A 26,100-nucleotide genomic window follows, 5' to 3' on the forward strand; every position below is an offset into this window, starting at 1 on the left:
TTTTAATCCGGTGTTCCGTTATAAATAGCTCTAACGGAACATCATCAATAAAACATATAATGAGCCAAAGAATCAGAATTAAATTAAAATCGTACGATTACAATTTGGTTGATAAGTCAGCTGAGAAGATTGTAAAAACTGTAAAACCTACAGGAGCTGTGGTAAGTGGTCCAATTCCACTTCCTACTGAAAAGAAAATTTACACTGTTTTACGTTCACCACACGTGAATAAGAAAGCGCGTGAACAGTTTCAGTTATGCTCTTATAAAAGATTGTTAGATATTTATAGCTCTAACTCAAAAACAGTTGATGCTTTGATGAAACTCGAACTTCCTAGTGGTGTAGAAGTTGAAATCAAAGTTTAACGATTTTATTTTTTCGTTAAAAGAAAAGCGAGGGTTTTAAATCCTCGCTTTTTTTGTTTAAAGGCATGATGTAAGCTATAAAATATGTATTTTAGCAATTAACGCTTTTTCATTTAGTAGTTGTATGGCCAGTAAAATCTTAGTTATAGAGGATCAATCGAAATTAGCTTCTTTAATTCAAAGAGGACTTAGCGCAGATGGTTATGAGGTTCGAGTAGCTCCCGATGGTGAATTGGGGCTAGATATGATCTATCATAATACATTCGATCTTATCATTCTCGATTTAATGTTACCGGGAATAAGTGGAATTGAAGTTTGTCAATTGCTACGCAAAGAAAACAACCCTGTCCCTATTTTGATGTTGACAGCATTAAGTGCAACGAATAATGTGGTAACAGGACTTGACTCCGGAGCAGATGACTATATGGTTAAGCCATTTAAATTCGAGGAATTGAAGGCTAGAATTCGAACTTTGGTGAGAAGAACAAATAATACGGGTACGCAACAAGCGTCTTCTACGATCCGTATCGCTGATTTGGTGTTGGACATGGATACACGTACTGCTACGCGAGGAGGTAAGGAGATTGCTTTAACGGCTACAGAGTATCGCCTGCTAGAGTTCATGATGAAAAATAAAAACAAGGTATTAACACGTATCGAGATTCTAGAACATGTATGGGACATTAATTTCAATATGGGAACCAATGTTGTAGATGTTTATGTAAACTATTTGAGAAAGAAAGTAGACAAAGGTTTCGATACTAAATTAATCCATACGATGATAGGAGTAGGTTACTCGATCAAAGAGGCATAAGGTTTCAGCTTCCAATGTAAAACCTATTGCGAAAATGATACGAATGAAAATAACGTAAACAAACTTAAAAATAGCTGAAGATCAATTTGAGTAGAAGGAGTCTAACCCAAAAAGGGGAAGCAATAAACCTAGAATAGTTGCCTGCGACAGGCAGCCAAAAATCTACCTTAAAGGACAATTATTCCAATGAAAATACAAAGTAAATTTGTACTTCTTTTTTTCTGTGTTGCGCTTGGACTGATATCCATTTTAATGGGGGCTATTTTCTTTTTTACACAACGTTACGCTTTTGAAGATTTTTATAAACGCCTAGAAGCCAGAGTAAATATTGGTGCTCAAGTGTATATGCAGGAGGATGAGCAAACTATTTTTTACTATCGAAGAATAAGAAATCGATACCTGGAACGACTACCTGCAGAAAGTGATTTTTTCTTTCGTGTTGAAAAAGGAAAAGTAATTCCCAAAAAAGGGGCACCAACGTTACCAAAGAGGTTTTTTGAAGAGATACTTAAAAAAGGACGTAGTCGTTATAGTAGCCATAATGATTTTTTTGCTGGTAGGTTCTTTAAATCAGAAAAGGGCGATTTCATTGTGATCGTTTATGCCAAGGACCCTTCTGGCTTTAGAGAGCTGGCCATGCTTCAAAAGATACTGATCATCGGTTTTTTTATATCGGTTCTCGTTGTCTATTTTATAGGCAAGGTGTTTTCTCAACAGATTTTTAAACCTTTTTCTCAAATTATTAAAAAGGTACAAAAGATAACGGCTGATAATTTACATTTACGTTTGCCTGCACGAAATGGAAAAGATGAATTGGCAGAAATTACGACGACTTTTAATGATATGCTGGATCGATTGGAAACGGCCTTCGACACACAGAGTAATTTCATTAGCAACGCTTCTCATGAATTGCGAACGCCGATTAGTATTATATCCGGAGAGGCTGAGTTGGCAATGAACAATAAGGACCTACCCGAATCGTATAAGCAGTCATTATCTGCCATTATGAGTGAGGCGGACAAATTGCAAGAGATTATCAGTGGCTTGCTTTCCCTTGCCAAAACATCGGCTGATAAAAGTAAACAGCCGAAGGAACGTGTGCGTATGGATCAGCTCTTGATGAATATTAAGAAAATTACTGATCAGGTGAATCCCGATTGTGAATTGAGGTTAAGCTTTGAAGATTTACCGGAAGAGGAAGATGAACTTACCGTAATGGGATACGAACACCTGCTGCAACTCGCTCTATCTAATATTGTAACCAACGCCTGTAAATATTCCGATAATAAACCGGTGAGAATCCGTTTGAAAACCTCTGATAAGCACATTCTTATTAATGTACTGGATGAGGGAATAGGTATTCCTGAACAGGAGAAAAAGTATATTTTTGAACCCTTTTTTAGGGCTTCTAATACTCATTTTTATGAAGGACATGGTGTTGGATTGCCTTTAGCATTAAAAATTATCCGGTTGCACCGAGGTACTATCGATATTAGAACCCAAGTGAATTCCGGAACGGATATCACTGTTCTATTACCAAGCGTTGCCAATCAAGAATAGGGATACAAGAGGTTTTTACTCCTAAAGTCTAATCCCATTTTAATTCTATCCTTAACCCTTCTTAATTTGTTTCCTCTTTCTTTGTAAAGTTAGATAAAATGAACAATTGTTTGTGGGAGCTTTAACAATGTTCTTATTTTGTTAATTTTTAAGATAAGAGAAAATATTTTATGAAAAAAATTCTTATCCCAACTGATTTTTCTGGTAAATCATTGGATATTCTGACGGATTATCTTTTATCAAGTAATGAAAATAAGGTTTCTGTTTTATTTTTTAGCGTCGTGAAGCTTTCTGACTCCATAACAGATTTGTTGCTTTTGTCGAAAAGAACTAAAGAGATTGAATTGATTCCAAAATCATTTGAAAATTATTGTAATTGCATTCAAAACGAATTTGAAAGAATAGAAGATGTTCGATTTGAATACTTCTACGGTAATACGATCGCTCTTTTTAGAAATTTTTTAGATGCCAATTGTATCGATGAAATAGTTTACGATCCCGCTATTAAATTACAGATGGTCACCAGAGTCAGCGCTAATCCCATTGAGATGATTGAAAGGTGTAAATGGAAAAAGTGGATTCCGTCGAAAAAGAAGGCGGACGGGAAATTGACGGAAGAGGAGAAAGAAATCTACGCACAGGAAATCGAAAAAGCATTTCTATAAAAGATTAAAATATTTACGCATATGCTACTGAAAAACAATATACCGATAGGATACGTGCTTGGTAAAGTGAAATATGACAGCGCGTTGGTTGCAGTGTACGCTATTGCTGTGACCGTTTCACATCAATTGAAAATATTTAATTTTGATATTCCTATTGGAGGTGTCCCTGCAATTCTCGGAACCGTGATTTCCTTGTTATTAGCGTTTCGTTCGAATCAAGCATATGATCGATGGTGGGAGGCCCGTATTGTATGGGGAGCTATCGTGAATGATTCAAGGAGCTTTGCCAGGCAAGTGATCACCTTTATTGGAAATCTCTATGATGCCGGTAATACCGGAGAATTGAAAGAAAGGATGATTAAGCGGCAGATCGCATGGAACTATGCACTAACGAAGTCATTGCGAAAGCAGGATCCTTATAAGGATATTAGGAGATTATTATCTGAATCTGATTTTGAATTTGTAAAAGCGTACGACAATGTACCGAATGCCCTGCTTAAATTACAAGGTATGGATATAAATAGGGCAACTAACGAAGGGCTTTTAAATCAGTTTCAGCAAATTGAATTGGAAAGAACCCTAATGAAGTTAACTGATTCTATGGGAAGATGTGAAAGGATAAAAAGTACGGTATTTCCTGAGACGTATACCTTATATATTCGTCTAGCCATTTATCTATTCATCACTGTACTGCCATTTAGTCTTTTTGGTTTATTTGGATATATATCGATTCCATTAGTGATAGCCATCGGTACGTTATTTCTTTTAATTGAGAAGATGGCCGTGCATTTGCAGGATCCTTTTGAGAATAAACCAACCGATACACCAATGACTACTATTTCTGCTAAAATTGAACGTGATTTAATGCAAATGTGGCTTGATGATCGGATAGAAGACCAGCGCGAGGATGCAAAGAAAGCCGATCGGAAAATGTTCTACATACTTTAATCGACTTAAACCTTATCAAAAAAAGGCCGAGAATTTCTCGGCCTTTTTTTATAATAAAAAATATTGTCTATTCTATTTGTAAGCGAAAATATCCCCCAATTGTGTACTTTCGGTAAAGGTTAAATCAAGATCGATTAACCTGCCTGTTTCCAGTTCTATAACCATACCGTGTACGGCTAAATCATCTCTTTCTTTCCAGGCATTTTGGATGATAGTTGAGGTACATAAATTGAATACCTGTTCTGCTACATTCAATTCTACTAAGCGATTCACCTTTGCAGTAGAATCTGTTATGGCGTCAATTTCGTCTTTATGTAAGCGGTATACATCTTTGATATGGCACAGCCAATTGTCAATCAAACCAAATTGCTTTTGACTGAGCGACGCGGCCACACCGCCGCAACCATAGTGTCCTGCTACAATAACATGTTTCACCTTCAATACGTTTACTGCATAGTCCAATACACTGAGCATGTTCATGTCCGAGTGGATACACATGTTCGCAATATTCCGATGTACAAAAACGTCACCTGGTCTTGTACTCGTTATTTGATTTGCAGGAACGCGACTGTCTGCACAGCCTATCCAGAGAATTTCCGGGTTCTGTCCTTGAGCTAATTGTTTAAATAATCCCGTTGTGTCATTTGCCACTTCCTTTACCCATGCATCGTTCCCTGCTTTGATCTTATTAAATGTTTCTTCTAGAATGGGATTCTTAAAAGTCTTTTTCGACATATTAAATTTGTTTAATTAGTTTACTCTTTTTTTTTCTTGTTCTTGGTTGTACTTTCTTAAATAAGTGATGAATATTGGGTACTTCCCTTTTGTCGTACACATCAATCAGCTCAATACGTTTTCCTGCACTGAGGGCATTCTGCTCAAAGTCCTTGATTACCTGAACAACATCCTTGTCTATGAAGCGACTGTTTGTTCCATCTACAATAATATGAGTTACATCTTTAGGTAAATTGTACAAAGATTGCTGAATGGCTGCCTTATTCAAAAAAGATACTTCTTCAGATAAATATACCTTTATTTTTTTGTTTCCATTGCTTTCTTCTAGGTCATAGCCAAAGGGGTTACGCATATTGTTGCGTAATATGTAAAATATCGCAACCACCATACCAATGCCGACGCCTTTCAATAAATCGGTAAATACTACAGCTAATATGGTAACAATGAACGGAATGAATTGGTCAAGCCCCCTTCTATACATATGAGTAAATAGCGAAATCTTAGCTAGTTTATAACCCGTTATTAATAGGATGGCAGCTAAACAAGCAAGTGGTATCATATTGATAATGACGGGGATAATTAGCAAGGCTAGTAGTAACCAAAAGCCATGCAACATGGCGCTTTGTTTGGTTTTTCCACCTGAATTGGCATTCGCCGATGATCGCACAATAACTGAAGTTAAAGGAAGCCCACCTAACATACCACTGGTCATATTACCGATCCCTTGTGCAACAAGTTCCCGGTTAGTTGGAGAGACACGTTTATAAGGATCGAGCTTATCTATGGCTTCGATGGAAAGAAGCGTTTCTAAACTCGCTACAATCGCTATGGTAAATGCAATGATCCAAACATCATAGTTTGCAATCGCTTTAAAATCGGGAAATTGGAATAAGCCCAAGAATTCGCCGAAAGAATTAACAACGGGGATCTCAACTAAATGCTTGGGGTTAATTTCGAGCGTGGTACCCTTAAATACAAGGTTAAGTAATACGGCGAAAACAACAACCACAAGAGGTGCGGGTATTGCGCTCAGTCTTTTAAGTTTTGGCCAATAGATCAATATCAGGAGTGATAAGGCCGTTATAATAAAAGCACCTAAATGGATCGCTCTTAAAGCTACTTGAATAGCTAACAACGTATTGTCGCCATCTAATTGTTTGAAGCTTTCGTCTCCAAAAAAATCGGCATCATATCCTAATGCATGAGGTAACTGTTTAAGTATAATGGTTATACCAATGGCCGCTAACATTCCTTCGATAACCGCGGAAGGAAAATAGTTGCCAATGGTGCCAGCTTTGATCATGCCCAGAACCAGCTGAATCATGCCGGCCAATACCACAGCTAGTAAAAAAACATGATAAGAACCTAAAGACTGAATGGCGCCAAAAACGATGACCGTTAAACCAGCGGCAGGACCACTTACACTTAATTGTGAGCCGCTAATAGACGCTACAACGAGCCCGCCGATAATTCCTGTCAATAGCCCCGCAAATAAAGGTGCTCCGGATGCCATCGCGATACCTAAACAAAGCGGTAAGGCAACTAAAAAAACAACCACACTGGCAGGTAAGTTGTATTTTAAGTCTCTTTTGGCAGCTTTAAAAAATGCTGAAAAACGTGTGCCTAGCATAAAATATTAATGTGTTAGATAAATGATAATTATTTGCGCTTATGTTAAGCTGTATACAGATCCTGTCGATTATCACATCGAATTTATCATATTGGTTATACCAGTTATAGAGAATCGATTGTGGGAGTTATCAATTCTTTACTAGCTCGCATAACCAATAATATATGGGCGATAAAAGCTTCAGGAAAAATTAATGTGGAAATTATTTTAGCAATTTGGAGGCGGGGTAGGAACAGAAGGATAAAAAGATTTTACACTTATATCATCATCTGTTATGTATTGCTTAATAGCTAAATAACGCAAAGGGGTCATGAAAATGTCCCAATTGATTACGGTTGTGAATTCTTTAGTGAAATTTTCAAGATTGGTGTCGGCACAACTGGATTTTCCGGAGTGATTTTCAATTTCCAACTGTAAGATCACGGCCATGACATGTTTACTGTCATACAAAGAAGCATAAATGGGTGCAATTGAAATAGCCATCTTCAAGAAGAAGATGGAGAGAAAAAGAACACTATATAAATTTCTGATCTTTTTTGTTCTCATGTTATTTTAATATAACCCTTTGCTAAAATAAACAAAAAAGATTTATATCTGATTTCAGTGAACAAAAATATTACGAAAATCGGACAAAGTTTAATTGGTCAAAAAACTAAAATGTATGGACTTTGTTGTCTAGTGGGATTCTTATCGGGCCATTCAATGATAAAATAGCAACAAACAATGCCATTGAAAGCAAACAATTATCATGGATTGCTTGCAATTGGAATCTGCCATGTCAACGGCCGACATAAGAGCAAAAAAAATGAAGGTTTCAAAAGACCTCAGGAGAAATTATTTTGAGTGAAATATAGAAATTACTCTCAGAATATTCAATAAAAAAGGCGACTTTTGCAGCAAACAGAATTTTTATGTAAAAACGTTACTTAAGGGCTTTTGTATGGAGAATAACTTAGACACTCTGGTAGAACAAATCGAATTATTGATTGCAGAAGGTGATAAGGAACAGTTACAAGAATATTTAGATAGCCTGAATATATCTGAGGTAGAAGATTTAATCGATGAACTACCTGAGTACGGTTCTACATTTATTGAGACCCTAAGTATTAACAGAGCAGTTAATGTTTTTCGGATTTTAGACTTCCCCACACAGGAACGGATTATTAAAAAGTTATCCGGTCCGAAAATAACCGAATTAATTAATGAATTACCCCCTGACGACAGGACAGCATTCTTTGGCGAACTTCATGGTGATGCCGTAAAGAAGATGATTATACTAATGCCACCCGAAGATCGAAAGGAGGCATTGACCTTGTTAGGATACCCCGAGGATAGTGTGGGGCGACTCATGACACCGGATTATGTAACGGTGAAGCAAGATTTTACAGTAGCACAAGCGCTGGGACATATTCGTAAATATGGGAAAGATTCCGAAACGATCGATGTAATCTATGTTATTGATGACAAGGGGGTGCTATTGGACGATATTCGAATCCGAGAAATACTTTTGTCGGCTCCGGACGTAAAGGTCGCCGACTTAATGGATAATCGATTAATAGCACTGAATGCGTTCGATCCGCAAGAAGAAGCTATTAATATATTCAGAATGAATAACCGAGTTGCGCTGCCTGTAACCGATAAGCAGGGGATTATGTTGGGGATTGTAACAGTAGACGACGTTTTGTGGATCGCCAATGAAGAATATACGGAAGATATACAACGGATGGGGGGATCGGAAGCGCTGGATGAACCCTATCTAGATGTATCGATTTGGCATTTGGTGAAAAAAAGGGCCCCCTGGTTAATGATATTGTTTATTGGTCAGCTTTTTACGGCAACGGTTATTGAGAAATATGAAGTTCAATTAGCAACGGCTGTTGTATTGATGACCTTTGTCCCTTTAATTACTTCAAGTGGTGGAAATACCGGTTCTCAGGCCTCGGCACTCATTATACAGGCGATGGCTATGGGAGAGGTCAATCTTTCTGATTGGTTTAGGGTCTTTAAAAGGGAGTTGATTTCGGGTATTATATTAGGTATTATATTAGGGGTTTTGGGTTTATTGCGCATATTCGGTTACCACCTTTTTGGTGAATATGGAGAACATTGGTTTTTAATCAGTATGGTCGTAGGCCTATCCTTGGTAGGGGTGATCTTATGGGGGTCTTTGGTCGGCTCCATGTTACCCTTTATTTTAAGAAAACTAGGAGCCGATCCTGCCACCTCGTCCGCACCTTTTGTTGCTACCTTGGTAGATGTTACAGGGTTGGTAATTTATTTTACGGTAGCAACCTCGATTCTAAGAGGTACCTTGCTTTAAACCCGACCGTACTTCTTCTTATAAGCTAAATAAAATAGTTGCGGTAGCACCACCAGACTTAATATCATACAGATAAGAAGGCCGCCAACGATCATAATCGCTAGAGGTTTCTGTATTTCGGAACCCATTCCCTGAGAAAGAGCTGCCGGCAGCAAGCCTAACGACCCCATGATCGCAATCATGAATACCGGTCTGATGCGATCATAAACTCCTTCCGAAATGGCTTTTGACAAATCTTTACCTTTAACTAAATTACTCTTCATAACCGAAATGAGGATAATTCCGTCTATTGTCCCCACACCGAACAAAATAATGAAACCGATACCGGCAGAAATGCCAAAAATAGTTCCGGTAGCCCATAAGGAGATAAAGCCACCGATAAAGGCAAAAGGAATCGTAATTAGTGAAATAATAGTGTCTTTTAGATTTCCAAAGTTCAAGTATAAAAGAAAGGCAATAAGTAACAAAGAAACAGGGACGATAACCGTCAATCTGCTTAATGCCCTTTGTTGGTTTTCAAAATCGCCCGCCCATTCTAAACGGTAAGACGCGGGGAGTACAACATGCTTGTTAACTTTGGCCTGTGCTTCTTTGATCGCTCCCCCTAGATCGCGTCCCCGAACCGAAAATCCGACGGCAATGTATCGCGAATTTCCTTGCCTGTAGATAAAGGCCGGACCGGAATGGTATCCGATGTCAGCTATTTCGTAAAGTGGTACTTTGGCATTCTCGATGGAGGGAACTAAAATATTTCTGATTTGTTCTTCTGTATCACGAAAGGGCTTATCGTAACGTACGCGGATATCGAACATTCGCTCCCCATCATAAAAGGTTGATGCCGCTTTCCCTCCAATGGCCATTTCGACAACGGCTTGGGCATCACGCATTGAAACGCCATATCGTGCCATTCTTGCTTCACTTAATCGTATTCTTAATTCCGGTAAGCCAATGTTTCTAAAAACTAACAGATCTTCAATCCCCTCCACCTGTTTCAAGTTATTAGCGATACTATCCGCAATTTGCTCTAATTTATAAAGATCATCCCCATACACTTTTGCCACCAATGAACTCTTAACACCGGCAACATACTCTTCTACATTATCCATAATAGGTTGGCTAAAACCGAAATTAATGCCGGGATAAACCTGAAGTACCGCTTCCATTTCTTCTAAAAGGGCTTCTTTTGTTAGATGGCTGCGCCACTCGTTCTCATCTTTTAACTGCACATGAAATTCAATATTGAAAAAACCCGTGGGGTCCGTCCCATCATTGGGTCGCCCCGTTTGCGTAAGGATAAACTTCACTTCCTGAAATTTCTTCAGTTTTTCCTTCATTTCTTTGGTCAATCGTACCGATTCATCCAGATTTACACTATTCGGTAATGTGGCTCGGATATAAATAGCGCCTTCATTTAATTTAGGTATGAACTCCGTTCCGATTTTAGTGAAGCCGATGCAGCAAATTGTCAGGAGTAAAAGGAAAGAAAATAAGGTTGCTTTGATATGTCTGTGTGCAAATTGATAGCAATTGAAAATTACTTTGCGGAAGAATTCGGCAACAGGGTTGTGCTTGTCTACCACGTTCTTCTTTAGCAATAATTTGCACATGGCCGGGACGTAGGTGAGGCTGAGTAAAAGTGAGCCTAAAAGTGCATAACCCAAGGTGAAAGCTAAGGGAGCAAACATCTTACCTTCAACTTTCTGAAAGGTAAAGATGGGCATTAATGCAATGATCAATATAATTTGAGCGAAGAGGATAGATTTTGCAACACCCTTTGCATTTTTCCGAATGATACCTCCTTTTGTGATTTTATTAAAACGCTCCATTCCCAATAACTTCGCCTTTTTGTCGAGGCTGACATATACATGTTCTACAATGACCATTGTTCCTTCCAAAAGCAATCCAAAATCGATGGCACCAATGGAAATCAAATTGGCGGGTAACCCCTGTATTCTTAGCATTAAGATAGCAAAAAGGAAGGCTAATGGAATAACAGAAGCAACGATTAGCGTTGTGCGCCAATTAAATAAAAATAAAAATATGACGACTGACACGAGTATGATGCCTTCAATTAGGTTGTGTGTCACTGTATCGACCGTTTTTTCTACAAGATGCGTGCGATCGTGAAAAGCTTCTATTTTGATGCCTTTCGGTAATATGCGCTCATTTAGATCTTGTATACGTTCCTTTAGCCGTTCAATGACCTCGCTCGGATTTTCTCCCCTTAGCATCACCACGATGCCCTCTATCAGATCATCCTGCTCATTAAGTCCCGCTTGGCCTAATCTAGGTTTACTACTAATCTGAACATCTGCAACATTTTTTACCAGCACGGGTACACCGTTCACATTTTTAATCAATATGCTGGCGATATCACTTACTTTATCCAGTAAACCAACACCCCGAACAACATAGGCTTGGTCCCCTCGTTGAATGACGTCGCCTCCAACATTAATATTGCTTTTTTCGACAGCATCGTAAACATCAAGGGCCGTCAAATTGTAATTTGCCAACTCAGCAGGGTTTACTCTGATTTCAAATATCTTTTCTTCGCCACCAAAACTGACAATATCTGCCACGCCATCCACAGATAAGAGCTCCCTTTCAATAACCCAACTTTGTAGTGCAGCTAGTTCTCTAATAGGGATTTCTTTCTCACTTTTAATTACATATCTGAAAATTTCGCCTGTTGCACCATAGGGTGGTTCTATTTCGGCCTCTGCACCTTCCGGTAGATCTACCGAACGTAACCTGTTCGCGGTATATTGTTGAGCATAGAAATCTTCTATATGTTCTTTGAAATTAACGGTGATAACGGATAGGCCAAAGAGAGAGATGGAACGAACTTCAGTTTTACCCGGAATGGTGTTCATTTCTTTGCTGATAGGCAAAGTAATAAACTTTTCTATCTCTTCTGCACTTCTTCCTGGCCATTGCGTGATGATACGTGCACGTGTATTCGTTACATCTGGAAAAGCTTCTATCGGCGTTTGCTTATAAGCGTAGACGCCAGCGGCTACCAAGAGGGCCACAAAAAAGAAAACAATCAGTTGGTTCTTTAATGAAAAACCAACAATCTTCTCGACAAGTTTAATCATTTCAAATAAAGTGTGAGTGGGGGATAGCGCTTAAAGTAATTCGAATAATCGTTATCTTCCGATCAGTCGGTTATAGATTAATAAACTGTTTTTTCCAACAATGCGATCACCGTCATGAAGATGATCGTCTGCTACATAATAGTAGTTATTGTCTTCATAAGTAGGTGTAAAGTCTATTACTTCTAGATCACAATCATTATTGTATTTAATAAGGTGATATGCTTCATTATCGAATATGACGGAAGTATGTGGAATCGCCATACTGTGAATTTGATGATCTAGGTGAACATCAATGGTGGCCATCATTTCGGGTCTTAAGAGTAAACTTCGGTTATCTAACTCAATAATCGCCTTAAGTACACGTTCATTCGGGTCCACTACATTGGAAATGCGATTAATAATTCCGTTGAAATATTTATCGGGATAGGCGGTTGTTGCAACGCTGACCGTTTGTCCTTTTCTTACACTACTAATATTGCCGGTATAGACGTTCGCCTTTACCCAAACCCTACTTAAATCGCCTATAACGAATAACGGTTCTCCTCCAGCCTCGATCTGCTGACCATTTACGATATTTTTCTCAACGATATATCCGTCATTTTTTGAACGGATAACCAAAACCCCTTTTTCAATGTTACCGCCAAAAATAGCTAAACTAGCTTTCGTCTTTTTAATTTCAGCCTGTGCATTGCTGACATCGGCTTGCGCTTCTAGAACTTCTTTATCCGACGCTACACCGTCTGCGTATAAATTCTGCGTCGAACTTAACTGCCGCTGCGCGATCTTTAACTTTAGTTCAGCTTCGTTTAAATTAGCCACCATATCATTTAGGTCAGTGCTGCTTATTTCAAGTAGTATCTGCCCCTTTTTTACATAGTCGCCAAGACTGAAGCCTACGTGTTGTACAAGGCCACTTAATAGGGGTACAAATTTGTAAACTTTATCTTCGTCATAACTGATACTGCCCGTAAGCTTTAGTATCTCTTTGTTTTTCGTGCTTGTCTGTACCGTCTCTGTTGTTATAATTTTTTTAAGATCATCATTCAAGCAGGTTTTCTTTAGACGTTCTGATTCCTGATCTTCGTTCTGTGACTTGGTCGATTTGCAAGAATTGATCGTTATAGCTGTGATTAGCGAGATAAATAATATATTTTTTTTCATTCGAATAATTATTTATGAGCGAAATGTCTCCATAGCGGACATGGGTTCTTTACACTCGTTTGTTTATTCATTACTTGTTCTTTTTTAAGGTATTCATGCTGCCTTCGCTGGTTTTAGTGACAATGGATTTTGCCTGCCTACCTTAGGTCAGTGCGAATTATACTGCATCCTCTCATCGAATGAGTTGCTGATACATTAGCCGTTTCTGATCATTGTCTATGAATTTATTAGTTTTGAAGGTAGTATATACCCGTCTTCCCATCTTTAGTTACAGATCACTCCCAACTAAATAGGTTAATTCGCAAGCTTCTAATTGAATATCTCTTTTCGTTTTATAATACAGTAATTTATTGGTCTTAAATGAATCAAAAAGGTCAAGAAATTCAAGCAAGCTGAGGTTACGGCTAAGTAAATTGTTGGCAATAGATGACTGCATTTTTTCTAATTGAATAAGGTAGTTTGGGTCAAAATTCTTGTAAAGTTGCATACGTTGATCGATGTTTTTATAAGCCTCGTCCAATTGATTATGAATCGCATTTTGCTTTTCTGCCGTTAGCTGTTCCTGCTTTTTAAGTTCCAACGTGGCTTGTCTAATGTTACCTTTGTTTCTATCAAATAGGGGGAGATCGAAAGAAACGCCGACACCAAAAAAGTTGAACATCGTAGAACCGTTACGATCGTAGTTTAAATTGAATGTTAAATCAGGTGTTTTTTTTGCTTTTTCAACTGCTAAAGCCGATGATGAAACACCTTTTAAGCTATTAGCAAGCTTAAGCTGACTGTTGTTAAGATCAGCCATTTCAACAAGTTTTGCGTAAGAAAGAGCTGTCAATCTATCCATCGTCTTTTCATCTAGATTTTTGTCATTTAATACAATGAAAGTTTGGCCATTAATTGCCATCAACGTTTTTAGATTCGATTGTAACTTATTACGCTCCCCTTTTGCTTCGTTAAGTTCATTGAGTAATTCGATCTCAAGTGCTTTAAGACGTAAAAAGTTGGCTTGAGAAATATTTCCTTCTCGCAACTGAGACTCCTGTGCTTTGATCAGTTTATTGATAATTTGTACTTGTCGCTCCAAGTCAAAAAAGGTCTCCTGATTAAATAGTAAATTAGCCAACAGGGACCTGAATTCTACTTTTAATGATTGTAAAAAATCAACGAAGGTACTTTCCGCTAACTGCTTATTGCTAATCTCCAGGTTTATATTTTTCTTTCTTTTTCTTGCGGTTAAAATAAGTTGTTCGAGCTGTACAGTAAATTGTTGATTACGGGCAAAATTTCCAAATAGGGGTGGAATTGACTCCGATGTCGAATTGCGATTGAAATTTACTTCATCAATACTGAGTGTCGGATTCGGCCAGGCCTTTGCTTGCAATATTAGCGCTTCTGCTTGTTCGATATTTAATCGTTCGGCTATTAATGATAGGTTGTTTTTTAGAAAAATCTGTTCTGCTTTTTCAGTATCTATACGGAGTGTGTCGGGCCCTACCTGTGCGTGAGCGCTGAAAATGAGCAAAAAAAGCGTAAGAAATAGAATAAGTGTCTTTACAGTCATTATTTTTATGATAACAATACTGCAAAGGTGAATTAGAACTTATTAGGAATCCTTTATAAGTATATTAGAGTTAGATTAGAGTTGAGGGCCTCTTGAACTATCTCTTACAATTAACAAGGGATCAAGCTTCATTCTTTTAGGGGCCATTTTATAAAAACTACCTTCTTTCAGCATTGTCAAAAATAACTGCGCAGTCTCTTGTCCCATTAAATGGGTTTGCTGATCAATGGTTGAAAGAGAGGGGGTAACCAAACTACCGAAAGCCTCGTTAGCAAAACCTATTACACCCACTTCTTCCGGTATTCGTATGTGTTGTGATTTTAATTGCTGGATGACGCCCATGGCGGTGAAATCTTCCAAGGTAAAAATAGCATCGAAATCGATACGTCTATCTGTTAAATCCTTTACACATTCTTTACCGAAATTCAGGGAGAGATTGCCTTTTAGAATCAAATCCTCATTAAGGGGAATATTATAGGTTTTTAAGGCATCTAGATAACCTTTTAAGCGTTCTTTGAAAATCGATAGGTTTCTGGTTTCGGTAATGTGGACAATTTTTTTATAACCGGATTGAATGAGATGCTCGGTTGCCATATATCCCCCCTTATAATCATCTATCGTAACAGAGGGTGCATTTAATTGATACAGCGCTCGATCAAAAAAGGTAAGTGGAATATTTTTTGAAATAATTTCCTCGAAAGAACTACTATCTTCACGATCAATAGCAAAGGAAGTAATAATACCATCAACACGTGAATTTAGTAATGTCTCAATTCCTTTATCCTCTTTTTTGTAAGATTCCTGTGATTGATATAAAAGAATGGAATAGCCATGTTGGTTCATGACAGATTCAATACCATGTACCACCGAACTGAAGAAACTTACATCTAGTGAAGGAACCAACACACCGATAATATTACTTTTACCTGAACGTAAGGAGGATGCGATCTTATTTTTGCTGTATCCTAACTTTTCTGCGGTTTTTTTAACAGCTTCTTTTGTGGATTTACTGATGGCAGGGTGATCATTTAAGGCTCTTGCAACGGTAGAAAAAGTGATATTTAATTCTTTTGCGATATCCAGTATAGTGACTTTCTTCATTCGGTATTATAAATAATTAAAAAGGTGTATCGCAAAATAGCTTTGCTATACAAAGGCTCCGCCGCCTTCTGTCAGAAAAATATACGAAATAAATTTTTCAAACATAAAAAAAAGGAAATGGATATGCAATTTTACTATAGAAGTCAGGCATTCCGCTTGGATACTGCCATATGAACAGAAGAGTAAATGCTTTGCTGCTCCAAGGCCGTTTTACCCGCTCGCAAGGACCGTATTTAGGGTCGAAGAATAATACGTCCGGTTAAAAATAAAAGCCCGTCGTTCTAACAAAATGCCGCCTCCAAAATTTACGCCTTGCACCGGGAGGCACTACTATTCCTGTAAATTTTGAAGCGGTGATTTCATTCACTACTTCATTATTTTCAAAGGTGTTCATGGACTCCCTACGGTCGGCTCTTTGCTTCTCTTCTTTCTCGGAGATAAAATAAACGTTCGTTTTTAAAAAGTGAAATCCTTGACACAGAAGCCTGGTGATATCATTATGAAGCCAAAAATATTAAAATAGTATGTTGCCTATTGCAATTTTCATACTTAAGTTCTATTTTTATGCCAACGTTAGCATTAACCAGAATAAACTGAATATTCTATGTTATTATTAGGAATAGATATAGGAACATCTGCTATTAAAATATCGGTAGTAGATGCACATGACCAAAAATGTTTGGCTTCTTTAAGGTACCCCGAAGTGGAGGAGACAGCAATTCTGACCCCTAAAACGGGATGGGCGGAGCAATCACCCGATATGTGGTGGGAACATGTGCAGCAGGCGATCCTTTCACTGAATAATAAAAAGCTATATAACCCGCATGATATAAAAGCGATTGGCATTGCGTATCAGATGCATGGATTGGTGATGGTCGACAAAGAACTAAATAATCTTCGAAATGCGATCATTTGGTGCGATAGCCGAGCTGTCAATATAGGAGAAAGGGCCTTCCATGCGCTGGGCGAGGAGAGGGTTCTCCATAGCTTATTGAATTCTCCCGGAAATTTTACGGCATCTAAGTTAGGATGGATAAAAGAAAATGAACCAGCTATTTATGATAAGATATATAAAGTGATGCTTCCGGGGGACTATATTGCCATGAAACTTTCGGGTTCCATTACAACCAGTATTTCGGCTCTTTCAGAGGGTATATTTTGGGATTTCCAGCATAAATGCTTATCAGCGGAGTTATTGAATTATTTTGGCTTCAGCACCGACTTGATCCCAACAATAAAACCGCTGTTTCAAGAGCATGGAAGCCTTTCTAAAGGAGTAGCAGATAAACTGGGACTTACTGTCGGTATTCCTATTAGTTATAAAGCTGGGGATCAGCCTAATAATGCCTTATCTTTAAATGTTCTCAACCCAGGAGAAGTGGCGGCAACGGCAGGAACATCGGGTGTAATTTATGGTGTTAGTGATCAGCTCGTTTACGATCAGCTATCCCGCGTAAATACCTTCGCTCATGTAAACTACGAACCAAATGATCCGAAGGTCGGTGTCTTGCTTTGTATTAATGGTACGGGCATCCTAAATAGATGGGTTAAAGAACAATTTGGAAAAGAGCTGGATTATGAGGCGATGAATCAGTTGGCCTCATTGGTGCCATTGGGAAGCGAGGGACTTAAGATATTGCCGTTTGGAAATGGTGCGGAACGAATTTTGGAAAATCGCATATTAGGTGCGCAACTAGCGAACCTAGATCTTAATAAGCATCAACGCGAACATATATTCAGGGCTAGCCAAGAGGGAATTGCTTTCTCCTTCCGTTATGGACTGGACATTATGAGAGCGAATGGTATGTCTCCACAGGTAATACGGGCCGGTCGGGCTAATTTGTTTTTAAGTGATTTATTTGCACAAATTTTTGTAAATGTAACCGATGTTCCTGTTGAACTTTACAATAATGATGGTAGTGTGGGGGCAGCACTTGGTGCAGGTATTGGCGCCGGCGTCTTTGGCACACCCGAAGAAGCGTTCCAAAACGCAAAAGCACTGAAAGTAATTGAACCGAAGGCTGATTGGAACTATGAAGAGGAGTACCAACAATGGTTACAGTTGTTAATGGGTCAATTAAGGTAAATTAGTATAATAAATTAATATATAAATCAATATCATATGTCAGTTATTATTGGAGAACGTGAGTATTTTAAAGGAATCGGACAAGTAAAATATGAAGGTCCGGATAGTGATAATCCCCTAGCGTATCGTTGGTACGATCCAAATAGGGTCATAAGGGGTAAAAGCATGAAGGAGCATCTACGCTTTGCAGTGGCCTATTGGCATTCATTTAATGGAACAGGTTCAGATCCATTTGGTGGCCAAACACATGAGTTTCCCTGGGATGAGAGCAACGATGTTATCCAGCGAGCGAAAGATAAAATGGATGCTGCATTTGAATTCTTTACCAAAATTGACATGCCATATTATTGTTTTCATGATGTGGATGTGGTGGATTATGGAAATAATGTGGCAGAAAATGAAAAGCGTTTACAAACCTTAGTGACTTATGCCAAGGAAAAACAGCAGGCCAGCGGCGTGAAATTGCTCTGGGGAACAGCCAATCTCTTTAGTCATAAACGCTATATGAACGGTGCGGCAACGAACCCTGATTTTCATGTAGTAGCGCATGCAGGTGCACAAATTAAGACGGCACTCGATGCGACGATTGCTTTGGGTGGTGAGAATTACGTGTTTTGGGGAGGCCGGGAAGGTTATATGACTTTGCTGAACACGGACATGAAAAGAGAGCAAGAACATTTGGCAAAGATGCTCCATATGGCAAAAGACTATGCTCGTTCTCAAGGTTTCGAAGGCACTTTTTTTATCGAGCCTAAGCCATGTGAGCCCACTAAACATCAGTATGATTACGATGCTGCTACTGTTATTGGATTTTTACGTCAGTATGATTTGCTAAATGATTTTAAGTTAAATCTGGAGGTGAACCATGCTACTTTAGCGGGTCACACTTTTCAGCACGAGCTACAAGTTGCGGCGGATGCGGGTTTATTGGGTTCAATTGATGCCAACCGTGGTGATTATCAAAATGGATGGGATACAGATCAGTTCCCGAATAATATCAATGAATTAGCGGAATCATTGTTGATTATTTTGGATGCGGGTGGTTTTGCGGGAGGTGGTATCAATTTTGATGCTAAAATTAGACGAAACTCAACCGATCCGGCCGATTTGTTCTATGCACATATAGGCGGTGCAGATACTTTTGCACGTGCATTGATCATAGCGGATACTATTTTGGAGCGTTCTGATTATTCTAAAATACGAAAAGAACGTTATGCATCTTTCGATAGCGGTGATGGCAAGGCTTACGAAGAAGGGAAACTAGCCTTAGCTGATCTTCGAAATTTAGCAATCTCTCTCGGCGAGCCAAAAACAATCAGTGGAAAACAGGAGTTCTTGGAAAACCTGGTCAATCGCTATATTTAATAAAAACGTCTTGGAAACCCTGCTTACAAGCAGGGTTTTTGTTTAGCTCAGAAAAATATAATATATTGAGCCTTTCAATATCGGGAAAAGCTAACAAGAAAATAAAATTCGAAGTAAAACGTAGATGTAAATAGTAGGGACTCCCTGTGAAATGATTATTTACATTGAGTTCTTATCAAACATTAAGAGAAAAGAAATAGATGAAAACAATTAAAGGACCAGGTATTTTTTTGGCACAGTTTATTGGTGAAAATCCACCATTTAACACATTAGATTCCATTTGTGAATGGGCTAAGGGTTTGGGCTTTAAAGGGGTACAGATCCCTTCATGGGCCACTTCGTATTTTGATTTGCAGAAAGCAGCAGAGAGCAAGACCTATGCAGACGAGATAAAAGGTCTGGTCAATAGCCATGGTTTGGAAATTACAGAATTATCAACTCACCTGCAAGGACAATTGGTAGCAGTGAACCCAGCTTATGATAAACTATTTGATGGTTTTGCTCCGGAGCAATACCACAACAACCCAAAGGCCCGTACGGAATGGGCTGTTCAGCAACTTAAATACGCTGCCAAAGCCTCTCAGCATCTCGGACTTACCGAGCATGCAACTTTTAGCGGTGCTTTGCTGTGGCATACGGTTTACCCTTGGCCCCAACGACCCGCAGGTTTAGTGGAAGATGGTTTTAAGGAATTGGCGAATAGGTGGTTGCCTATCTTAAATGCCTTTGACGAGGTCGGTGTAGATTTATGCTACGAAATTCATCCGGGGGAGGACTTACATGATGGCGTAAGTTATGAGATGTTTTTAGATAAGGTGAATAATCACGCGAGGGCGTGTCTATTATATGATCCTTCCCATTTTGTCCTCCAGTGTTTAGATTATTTGGCCTATATCGATCATTACCATGAAAGAATCAAAATGTTCCATGTAAAAGATGCAGAATTTAATCCTACGGGTAAACAAGGTGTCTATGGAGGGTACCAGGGATGGGTTGAGCGTGCCGGTCGATTCAGGTCCTTAGGTGATGGTCAGGTGAATTTTAAATCTGTTTTCAGTAAATTGACCGCCTATGACTTCAGTGGTTGGGCAGTGATGGAATGGGAATGTGCGTTGAAACACCCTGAAGATGGTGCAAAAGAAGGCGCAAAGTTTATCAGCGAGCACATCATCCGTGTAACGGATAAAACATTTGATGATTTTGCTTCTACCGGTGTCGATGAAAAGCTCAATAAAGAGATATTGGGTATCTAATGATTAAATGCAGGTTAATAATGGAATTGTACGGGCTTTTGCCCGTACTTTTTAAATGCTACAGCTAAAGCCTAAGTTGAACCACCTACCGGGTAGCGGTATGGCGGAAGCCTCTATATAACTTATATCTAATAAATTATTGGCATCCAAAAGCAAACGATACTTCTTCCAACTATAGCTCACCCTTGCATCGGTTAAAAAGTAATTTTTGTAATTTATCCTTTCTACAAAACGTTCTGATATATTGAATGATACATGTCTGGATCTAAAGCTTAACTGAGCCGTCAATTGATGTCTTAAGCTCTCAATGGCATATTTAGATAAAACATCATTTTGATAGGCCGTGGCTACCTTCGGATTCAAGTAATTATAAGCAATTCCAATATACCAATTACTATTACCAAATGTATTTAATTGCCAACGAGTGTTTACATTGAAACCGTGTATTTCGTTCTGCATAAAATTATTGGAACGCCAGCTTTCATTGGTGCTAGGACGGGTCCAATCAATAAAGTCAGTTATTTTTCTATAGAAGTAGCTCAGACTAACGAAATTTCGATCGTTGTTGTATTTTATACCACCTTCGGTATACCAAGCATTCTCAGAACTTAGATTGGGGTTGCCAACATTACCTCCACCATTTGTATATAAATCGGTAAAAGAAGGAATTCGTTGTCCTGAACCTGCGTTGATATACAAGCGCCAATTTGACGCTAGCTTATAACCGACGTCTAAACCTGGATACACCCGCCAACCGAAGTGGGTGTTATAATTTAAGTAAGCCCCTATATTAGCAGTTAATCGTTCGGAGAACTCGGTTTGATATTCAGCATATAAACCATAGTTATTCCTTTGCCTGTCGCCCATATTGGTGCTGATTAAAAATTCATTTCTCAACTCCAAACCCAGGCCCAGCACACCTGCTCCAGTATGATAGGTGCTATTAAATTCGGTGTTGACAACATGGGAATGATGCAAGTTTCTGAATAAGCTCAGGTCGTATTGATTGTAACGATAATCATCATAATTATATCGATAGCTTAATCGGGGTGAAAATTTCCATCGATTTGATTGACTACTCGTAAAACCAAGTGAAAAAAGTGCTGTTTGCACAATCTCTTTTGCTTCCCGATCGTTCGGTGGCGCATAATAAGCATTAGCACCAAAATTGTTGTACGTATAACCGCCCATTAAATTCCATAAACCTTCGTGAGCGTTTTTTATCTTCCCCTGATAAAAAAATTTGCTATTATTATAAGGTGTGTTGTATCGGTACCCGTTACCGGAATCATGACTGCCATAAATTAGATGTGTAGCAGTCCTACCTGCTATACCGGTACCTAGTTGTAGGCTACGACCATTATAAAGACCGTTTCCTTCATCCTTCGTTTTTAAACTGGATGCAAGTTGAACAGTACCTTCATAAAAATCCTTGTCAGGTGTACGTGTAATAATGTTGATGGCTCCCGTTAAACTATTAATACCATAGACGCGGGCGGCAGGTCCTCGGATAACTTCCACACGTTCTATAGCACCGATCGGGATGGGGATGTTCATCGAATGGTGTGCCGTTTGCGGATCGTTGACCTTAATCCCATTAATCAGGATCATGGTTTGTTCGAAGGTGCCCCCGTCAATGCTGATATCTGCTTGCGCACCCCAAGGACCTCGCTGACGCACGTCTACTCCGGGTATAAAACTGAGTAACTCACTTACTGAACGTGCAGGAAGATTCTTTATTTGATCTCTTGTTAGTATGTTAATATTCCTGTTTTGTTCAGAAAAGGGAGTTTGAAGGCGGTTTTCGTTAATAATTACCTCATTTAATGAAGTCGTAGTTGTGTCTTGTAAGACGATAGGTAATGCAGCTGATTGCGCAAATAGGAGTGGCGTAAAAAAGTAAAACGTGAAAAAGGTAAAGACTCTCATGATCGCTTGATGTTTTATGTATGTGCTTTCCAATCAATTTGCATGGGTTGGAAAGTGGTACAAAATAAACAGCTATAACTTTAGCTCAGGCAGTCCGGTTTCAATATTTCAGGTAGTCCGGTGTATTTATTGCCATTCTTCCCTGCCTAATGCTTTGCTATTAGCGGAGATCGTATCTTTTTCAGCCTTGATAAGCGGTTGGTCGTTTCTTTTTAAGAGATCGTCTACCTTCGGCTGGCCGGCATCCACCCAAGCTGAATACCAAAAGCTACCGGTTGCCAGGACTGATTTTCTCATCTGCTTTTCTACCATCCCATTTAATAATTGGTGGTAGGCTGTCGAGTAGGAACGCGTATAGACCCTTTCTAACGTACGCGACCGGTTTTCATAGGTGTATTTCGTTTCTGGTGGATGTTGCCTGTTAAGAGTAGATTCTAAACGCAGCACACTATCCACCAATGCGAAACTTTCTTGTACAATTTTCCAAGCTTCTTCTAGCGGGTCGGTAATATATTGGGCGCGACCAACAATAAAGTTGTACCGTTTAGCAAAGAGCTCAGGGAGTCTACTTTCCCAAAAGGCATGAATCCCTACTTGATTAGTGAATTGACCATTATAATTGTGTGTTGTATGAAGCGGAACGTGCGCGTCGGCGATGTAATGCCCGAGATCTGCCGAATACCTTAAAATTTTGGAGAGCTCCCGGTTGCTAAAAGCACTTGTTAAAAGACGATACGTACGGTTGATTTGCCACGGTACAATGCCACGACTATTAAGGGTGTCTTCTGAGTATTTTGATACAGCTTCTGACCAGTACTTCGGTAAACTGTCAAAGGGGTGACTTCCATAAGCATCTATATCAATATAGTGTCGTGCAGCCTCGTATTCATTTGCATACCTTCTTTTGTCAGCATCAACAGCATGTTCACTTAAATATAACAGATGTTTCTTATATAAAGGGGCCAACTGACCCGGTAAGGTAAAGACAGCTAAACGATTGATCTCTTTATGAGCATAAAACCCCCAAGAACATAAAAAAAATAAGGTTAGAGATGCTAATAAAAATAATAGGTTACGGTTCATGTGTACGATTCGTTTCAAACTCTTTTTTTAAACTTTTTTGTATTATCCAAATCTTAATTCTATATTTGCAGTCCGAAAAAAACATTAAAGGTAAAAGGCTAAAAAATGGCAAACCATAAATCTTCAATCAAAAGAATTAGAGCGAACGCTGCGAAGCGTTTAAGAAATCGTTACCAGGCAAAAACAACACGTAACGCTATTAAGAAATTACGTGCAACAACTTCAAAAGAAGAAGCTGCTACATTATTGCCTCGTGTAATATCTATGCTAGATCGTTTGGCAAAAAAGAATGTAATTCATAAAAACAAAGCATCTAACAATAAGTCTAAGTTGACGAAATTCGTTAACGGTTTAGCTTAAAATATATTAATTTAAGATTTTTGGGGTTGAGGTTTTTCCACAACCCCTTTTGTTATTTCATATCTTTGGTGCGAATTTCTTCTAATACACCTGCTAACTTCTTTGAATCTTTCGCGTAAGGTTCTAAATCAATAATCGATACTCTTCTGAATTCGACCGGATGACTTTCACTTTGTAAGGAAAAATAGCCGCTGCCCAATAATTTTCCATCTTGTTTCATTTTCGGGTCATAATTGCTGACACCACCACCGTTTATTGTTGGCTTGGTGTATACCATTACTGTATCACGGTTTATAACATGTTTGATAATGGAATCTCCCAGCACCAAAACATCTGCGGTTACCCATTGATCTCCGGCGTAGGTCTTGGAACTTGAATTCAGGCAATGAGGTGTGAATTGTTCGTCTTTATAAACAACTTCTGTGCCTGGGGTGCATAGATTTCCGGTGCTTCTCTCTTCCTTTCCATTTCCACCAAGAAGTTGCGCTTCAAGGGAAATCGGAAAATCTTGGTCCTTCAACATCGTATGTGGTTCCTGGCCATGAAGCATGATACCGCTATTTCTCCAGGCCCAGCCCTCACCACCTTTTGCTTGTTCTCCAACAAACCGATACTCAACTCTTAATAAGTAATAAGAATAGGGCTTATTGTAAAAAATGTGGCCGTATTGTTGATCAAACTGATCATAACCTTCATACCCTACTTTAATAACCCCGTCTTCCACCCGAAACGTGTTCGCATAATTTTCACCCACTTCATGTTTGGCAATCTTTATTGTCCAATCATTCAGATCCTTTCCGTTGAATAAATCAACCCAGGATGGTGCTTCTTCTTTACCTTCTTGTGATTGAATGTGTTGGCATGCCGATAGCGTTCCACCGATCAATGCACACATTCCTAATTGTAGTAATTTGTTCATCGTCTATAATTGAGTAAATTATGGCCTAAAATAGCAAACTTAGATGAATTTGCCACTATAGACACTATAAATGCTTGCAAATTCGCCATTTTAATACCCTGATTTCTGCGGAAAAAAGGAAAAAATAAGAAATCTTTTTTGAAGGTGAAATCCTTACTATAGAGCGGATTTCCAGCCAAAATTTCCTATATTAGTAAGCTATTTCACTAAACCTGAAAATCCTTTAAACCTTAACAATTGAAATTATGGAGGAAACCTACACCAAAAGAATGCATTTAAAGCAATGGGCAGAACAGGACAGACCAAGAGAGAAACTATTGTTAAACGGTCGTCGTTTACTTAGTGATGCCGAGTTGATTGCCATTTTAATCGGCAGCGGATCAAAAGAAGAAACTGCCGTTGACCTTAGCAAACGAATTTTAAGTGATGTGGAAAATAATCTCAATGATTTAGCGAGGCTAACATTGGCAGATTTATGCAATTATAAAGGAATAGGGGAGGCGAAAGCGATCGCAATCACTGCCGCGTTAGAGTTGGGGAGGCGAAGAAGAGAGAATAAACCAATAGAAAAACCGCAAATTGGGAGCAGTGAAGATGCTTATCAAGTTTTGCAATCCGTCTATGCTGATTTATCACACGAGGAATTTTGGATTCTATTATTGAATACAAACAATAGAGTGATTGCAAAAGAATTGATCAGCAAAGGCGGCAGTGGTGTGGTAGCAGTCGATGCTAAAGTCGTATTTCAAGCAGTGTTGCAGGCTAAAGCAACCGGATTAATACTCAGCCATAACCATCCGTCAGGTGCATTGAAGCCAAGTACGGCGGATAAAAATCTAACAAGAAAGATTGTTGAAGGCGGTGAATTGTTGGATGTAAGAGTGCTGGATCATTTAATTATTTCAGATGAAGGCTATTACAGTTTTTTGGATCATGGAGACATTTGATGTTTTTCATGATCTGTCCTCTTTTCAAAAGTGCCTTGTCCAGGAAGGCTATTGAATTTCCGAGCTCATCAAGAATAGTCGAACTCGGGTTATTATAAAAATAAAAAATATGCTAAGTTTGCAACAATTTTTAGCGTTGCAACGTTTGTACGACTTGTCATGAAATAGCCGCAGGTTTTTCATGCACCGGCTCGGAAATTTAT

General features: G+C 38.8%; 21 protein-coding genes. 11 read left to right on the plus strand and 10 right to left on the minus strand.

Annotation, left to right across the window (positions count from 1 at the left end):
• Positions 1 to 59 precede the first annotated feature (59 nt).
• From rpsJ to RYH73_RS20865, 5 genes are all read left to right on the plus strand, one after another.
• Positions 60 to 365, plus strand: coding sequence for a 30S ribosomal protein S10 (gene rpsJ / locus RYH73_RS20845; protein WP_013667229.1), 306 nt, complete (start codon positions 60 to 62; stop codon positions 363 to 365).
• Positions 366 to 489: 124 nt separating this feature from the next.
• Positions 490 to 1,179: a response regulator transcription factor gene (locus RYH73_RS20850; RefSeq protein ID WP_335315418.1), complete on the plus strand. Its 690-nt coding sequence runs from the start codon at positions 490 to 492 to the stop codon at positions 1,177 to 1,179.
• A gap of 186 nt (positions 1,180 to 1,365) precedes the next feature.
• Positions 1,366 to 2,739: a sensor histidine kinase gene (locus RYH73_RS20855; protein WP_335315419.1), complete on the plus strand. Its 1,374-nt coding sequence runs from the start codon at positions 1,366 to 1,368 to the stop codon at positions 2,737 to 2,739.
• 170 nt (positions 2,740 to 2,909) lie between these two features.
• Positions 2,910 to 3,404: a hypothetical protein gene (locus RYH73_RS20860; RefSeq protein WP_335315420.1), complete on the plus strand. Its 495-nt coding sequence runs from the start codon at positions 2,910 to 2,912 to the stop codon at positions 3,402 to 3,404.
• 21 nt (positions 3,405 to 3,425) lie between these two features.
• A complete protein-coding gene (locus tag RYH73_RS20865; protein WP_335315421.1) occupies positions 3,426 to 4,352 on the plus strand; it encodes a bestrophin family protein in 927 nt (308 codons plus the stop codon).
• A 72-nt stretch (positions 4,353 to 4,424) separates the two neighbouring features.
• Here the strand turns inward: RYH73_RS20865 and RYH73_RS20870 are convergent, their stop codons facing one another.
• The 3 genes from RYH73_RS20870 to RYH73_RS20880 all read right to left on the minus strand — a co-directional run bounded on the left by RYH73_RS20870 (position 4,425) and on the right by RYH73_RS20880 (position 7,263).
• Complete coding sequence (locus RYH73_RS20870) at positions 4,425 to 5,087, minus strand: carbonic anhydrase (RefSeq protein WP_335315422.1); 663 nt, start codon at positions 5,085 to 5,087, stop codon at positions 4,425 to 4,427.
• Between the two features lies 1 nt (position 5,088).
• Positions 5,089 to 6,717, minus strand: a complete 1,629-nt coding sequence (locus tag RYH73_RS20875; protein WP_335315423.1) for a SulP family inorganic anion transporter — start codon at positions 6,715 to 6,717, stop codon at positions 5,089 to 5,091.
• A 207-nt stretch (positions 6,718 to 6,924) separates the two neighbouring features.
• Complete coding sequence (locus tag RYH73_RS20880; protein WP_335315424.1) at positions 6,925 to 7,263, minus strand: hypothetical protein; 339 nt, start codon at positions 7,261 to 7,263, stop codon at positions 6,925 to 6,927.
• A 394-nt stretch (positions 7,264 to 7,657) separates the two neighbouring features.
• Between RYH73_RS20880 and mgtE the strand changes: the two genes are divergently transcribed.
• Positions 7,658 to 9,037 carry a magnesium transporter gene (gene mgtE / locus RYH73_RS20885; RefSeq protein WP_335315425.1) on the plus strand — a complete coding sequence of 460 codons (1,380 nt, stop codon included), beginning with the start codon at positions 7,658 to 7,660 and terminating at the stop codon, positions 9,035 to 9,037.
• Here the strand turns inward: mgtE and RYH73_RS20890 are convergent.
• From RYH73_RS20890 to RYH73_RS20905, 4 genes are all read right to left on the minus strand, one after another.
• Entirely contained in the window at positions 9,034 to 12,135 is a 3,102-nt protein-coding gene (locus tag RYH73_RS20890) for an efflux RND transporter permease subunit (RefSeq protein WP_335315426.1), read from the minus strand. The genes mgtE and RYH73_RS20890 overlap by 4 nt on opposite strands.
• A gap of 51 nt (positions 12,136 to 12,186) precedes the next feature.
• Positions 12,187 to 13,296, minus strand: coding sequence for an efflux RND transporter periplasmic adaptor subunit (locus tag RYH73_RS20895; RefSeq protein WP_335315427.1), 1,110 nt, complete (start codon positions 13,294 to 13,296; stop codon positions 12,187 to 12,189).
• Positions 13,297 to 13,564: 268 nt separating this feature from the next.
• Positions 13,565 to 14,854, minus strand: a complete 1,290-nt coding sequence (locus RYH73_RS20900; RefSeq protein WP_335315428.1) for a TolC family protein — start codon at positions 14,852 to 14,854, stop codon at positions 13,565 to 13,567.
• Between the two features lie 75 nt (positions 14,855 to 14,929).
• Positions 14,930 to 15,955, minus strand: a complete 1,026-nt coding sequence (locus tag RYH73_RS20905) for a LacI family DNA-binding transcriptional regulator (protein ID WP_335315430.1) — start codon at positions 15,953 to 15,955, stop codon at positions 14,930 to 14,932.
• A 604-nt stretch (positions 15,956 to 16,559) separates the two neighbouring features.
• On the opposite strand from RYH73_RS20905, the gene RYH73_RS20910 reads away from it, so the two are divergent.
• The 3 genes from RYH73_RS20910 to RYH73_RS20920 all read left to right on the plus strand — a co-directional run bounded on the left by RYH73_RS20910 (position 16,560) and on the right by RYH73_RS20920 (position 20,659).
• Positions 16,560 to 18,041 (plus strand): xylulokinase, encoded by a 1,482-nt coding sequence (locus RYH73_RS20910; RefSeq protein WP_335315431.1) that lies wholly within the window; start codon positions 16,560 to 16,562, stop codon positions 18,039 to 18,041.
• Positions 18,042 to 18,077: 36 nt separating this feature from the next.
• On the plus strand, positions 18,078 to 19,406 hold the full coding sequence (xylA, locus tag RYH73_RS20915; RefSeq protein WP_335315432.1) for a xylose isomerase: 1,329 nt from the start codon (positions 18,078 to 18,080) through the stop codon (positions 19,404 to 19,406).
• 200 nt (positions 19,407 to 19,606) lie between these two features.
• A complete protein-coding gene (locus RYH73_RS20920) occupies positions 19,607 to 20,659 on the plus strand; it encodes a sugar phosphate isomerase/epimerase family protein (protein ID WP_335315433.1) in 1,053 nt (350 codons plus the stop codon).
• 51 nt (positions 20,660 to 20,710) lie between these two features.
• Here the strand turns inward: RYH73_RS20920 and RYH73_RS20925 are convergent, their stop codons facing one another.
• Positions 20,711 to 22,588, minus strand: a complete 1,878-nt coding sequence (locus RYH73_RS20925; RefSeq protein ID WP_335315434.1) for a TonB-dependent receptor plug domain-containing protein — start codon at positions 22,586 to 22,588, stop codon at positions 20,711 to 20,713.
• A gap of 126 nt (positions 22,589 to 22,714) precedes the next feature.
• Positions 22,715 to 23,671, minus strand: coding sequence for a zinc dependent phospholipase C family protein (locus RYH73_RS20930; protein WP_335315435.1), 957 nt, complete (start codon positions 23,669 to 23,671; stop codon positions 22,715 to 22,717).
• A gap of 105 nt (positions 23,672 to 23,776) precedes the next feature.
• Here RYH73_RS20930 and rpsT point away from each other — a divergent pair, with 105 nt between their 5' ends.
• Positions 23,777 to 24,031, plus strand: coding sequence for a 30S ribosomal protein S20 (gene rpsT / locus RYH73_RS20935; protein WP_013667210.1), 255 nt, complete (start codon positions 23,777 to 23,779; stop codon positions 24,029 to 24,031).
• Positions 24,032 to 24,083: 52 nt separating this feature from the next.
• Here rpsT and RYH73_RS20940 read toward each other — a convergent pair whose 3' ends face one another.
• Complete coding sequence (locus RYH73_RS20940; RefSeq protein WP_335315436.1) at positions 24,084 to 24,950, minus strand: 3-keto-disaccharide hydrolase; 867 nt, start codon at positions 24,948 to 24,950, stop codon at positions 24,084 to 24,086.
• Between the two features lie 245 nt (positions 24,951 to 25,195).
• Here RYH73_RS20940 and radC point away from each other — a divergent pair, with 245 nt between their 5' ends.
• On the plus strand, positions 25,196 to 25,897 hold the full coding sequence (gene radC / locus RYH73_RS20945) for a RadC family protein (RefSeq protein WP_335315437.1): 702 nt from the start codon (positions 25,196 to 25,198) through the stop codon (positions 25,895 to 25,897).
• Positions 25,898 to 26,100 lie beyond the last annotated feature (203 nt).

Source organism: Olivibacter sp. CPCC 100613 (assembly GCF_036959255.1).
Taxonomy (GTDB): domain Bacteria; phylum Bacteroidota; class Bacteroidia; order Sphingobacteriales; family Sphingobacteriaceae; genus Olivibacter.

Excerpts from the sequence above, each read along its gene's own strand:
- rpsJ (WP_013667229.1), top strand. The coding sequence starts at position 60 with ATGAGCCAAAGAATCAGAATTAAATTAAAATCGTACGATTACAATTTG.
- RYH73_RS20865 (WP_335315421.1), top strand. The coding sequence starts at position 3,426 with ATGCTACTGAAAAACAATATACCGATAGGATACGTGCTTGGTAAAGTG.
- RYH73_RS20900 (WP_335315428.1), bottom strand. The coding sequence starts at position 14,854 with ATGACTGTAAAGACACTTATTCTATTTCTTACGCTTTTTTTGCTCATT.
- RYH73_RS20930 (WP_335315435.1), bottom strand. The coding sequence starts at position 23,671 with ATGAACCGTAACCTATTATTTTTATTAGCATCTCTAACCTTATTTTTT.
- RYH73_RS20895 (WP_335315427.1), bottom strand. The coding sequence starts at position 13,296 with ATGAAAAAAAATATATTATTTATCTCGCTAATCACAGCTATAACGATC.
- mgtE (WP_335315425.1), top strand. The coding sequence starts at position 7,658 with ATGGAGAATAACTTAGACACTCTGGTAGAACAAATCGAATTATTGATT.
- RYH73_RS20850 (WP_335315418.1), top strand. The coding sequence starts at position 490 with ATGGCCAGTAAAATCTTAGTTATAGAGGATCAATCGAAATTAGCTTCT.
- RYH73_RS20910 (WP_335315431.1), top strand. The coding sequence starts at position 16,560 with ATGTTATTATTAGGAATAGATATAGGAACATCTGCTATTAAAATATCG.
- radC (WP_335315437.1), top strand. The coding sequence starts at position 25,196 with ATGGAGGAAACCTACACCAAAAGAATGCATTTAAAGCAATGGGCAGAA.
- RYH73_RS20940 (WP_335315436.1), bottom strand. The coding sequence starts at position 24,950 with ATGAACAAATTACTACAATTAGGAATGTGTGCATTGATCGGTGGAACG.
- xylA (WP_335315432.1), top strand. The coding sequence starts at position 18,078 with ATGTCAGTTATTATTGGAGAACGTGAGTATTTTAAAGGAATCGGACAA.
- rpsT (WP_013667210.1), top strand. The coding sequence starts at position 23,777 with ATGGCAAACCATAAATCTTCAATCAAAAGAATTAGAGCGAACGCTGCG.
- RYH73_RS20890 (WP_335315426.1), bottom strand. The coding sequence starts at position 12,135 with ATGATTAAACTTGTCGAGAAGATTGTTGGTTTTTCATTAAAGAACCAA.
- RYH73_RS20880 (WP_335315424.1), bottom strand. The coding sequence starts at position 7,263 with ATGAGAACAAAAAAGATCAGAAATTTATATAGTGTTCTTTTTCTCTCC.
- RYH73_RS20925 (WP_335315434.1), bottom strand. The coding sequence starts at position 22,588 with ATGAGAGTCTTTACCTTTTTCACGTTTTACTTTTTTACGCCACTCCTA.
- RYH73_RS20855 (WP_335315419.1), top strand. The coding sequence starts at position 1,366 with ATGAAAATACAAAGTAAATTTGTACTTCTTTTTTTCTGTGTTGCGCTT.
- RYH73_RS20920 (WP_335315433.1), top strand. The coding sequence starts at position 19,607 with ATGAAAACAATTAAAGGACCAGGTATTTTTTTGGCACAGTTTATTGGT.
- RYH73_RS20875 (WP_335315423.1), bottom strand. The coding sequence starts at position 6,717 with ATGCTAGGCACACGTTTTTCAGCATTTTTTAAAGCTGCCAAAAGAGAC.
- RYH73_RS20860 (WP_335315420.1), top strand. The coding sequence starts at position 2,910 with ATGAAAAAAATTCTTATCCCAACTGATTTTTCTGGTAAATCATTGGAT.
- RYH73_RS20905 (WP_335315430.1), bottom strand. The coding sequence starts at position 15,955 with ATGAAGAAAGTCACTATACTGGATATCGCAAAAGAATTAAATATCACT.
- RYH73_RS20870 (WP_335315422.1), bottom strand. The coding sequence starts at position 5,087 with ATGTCGAAAAAGACTTTTAAGAATCCCATTCTAGAAGAAACATTTAAT.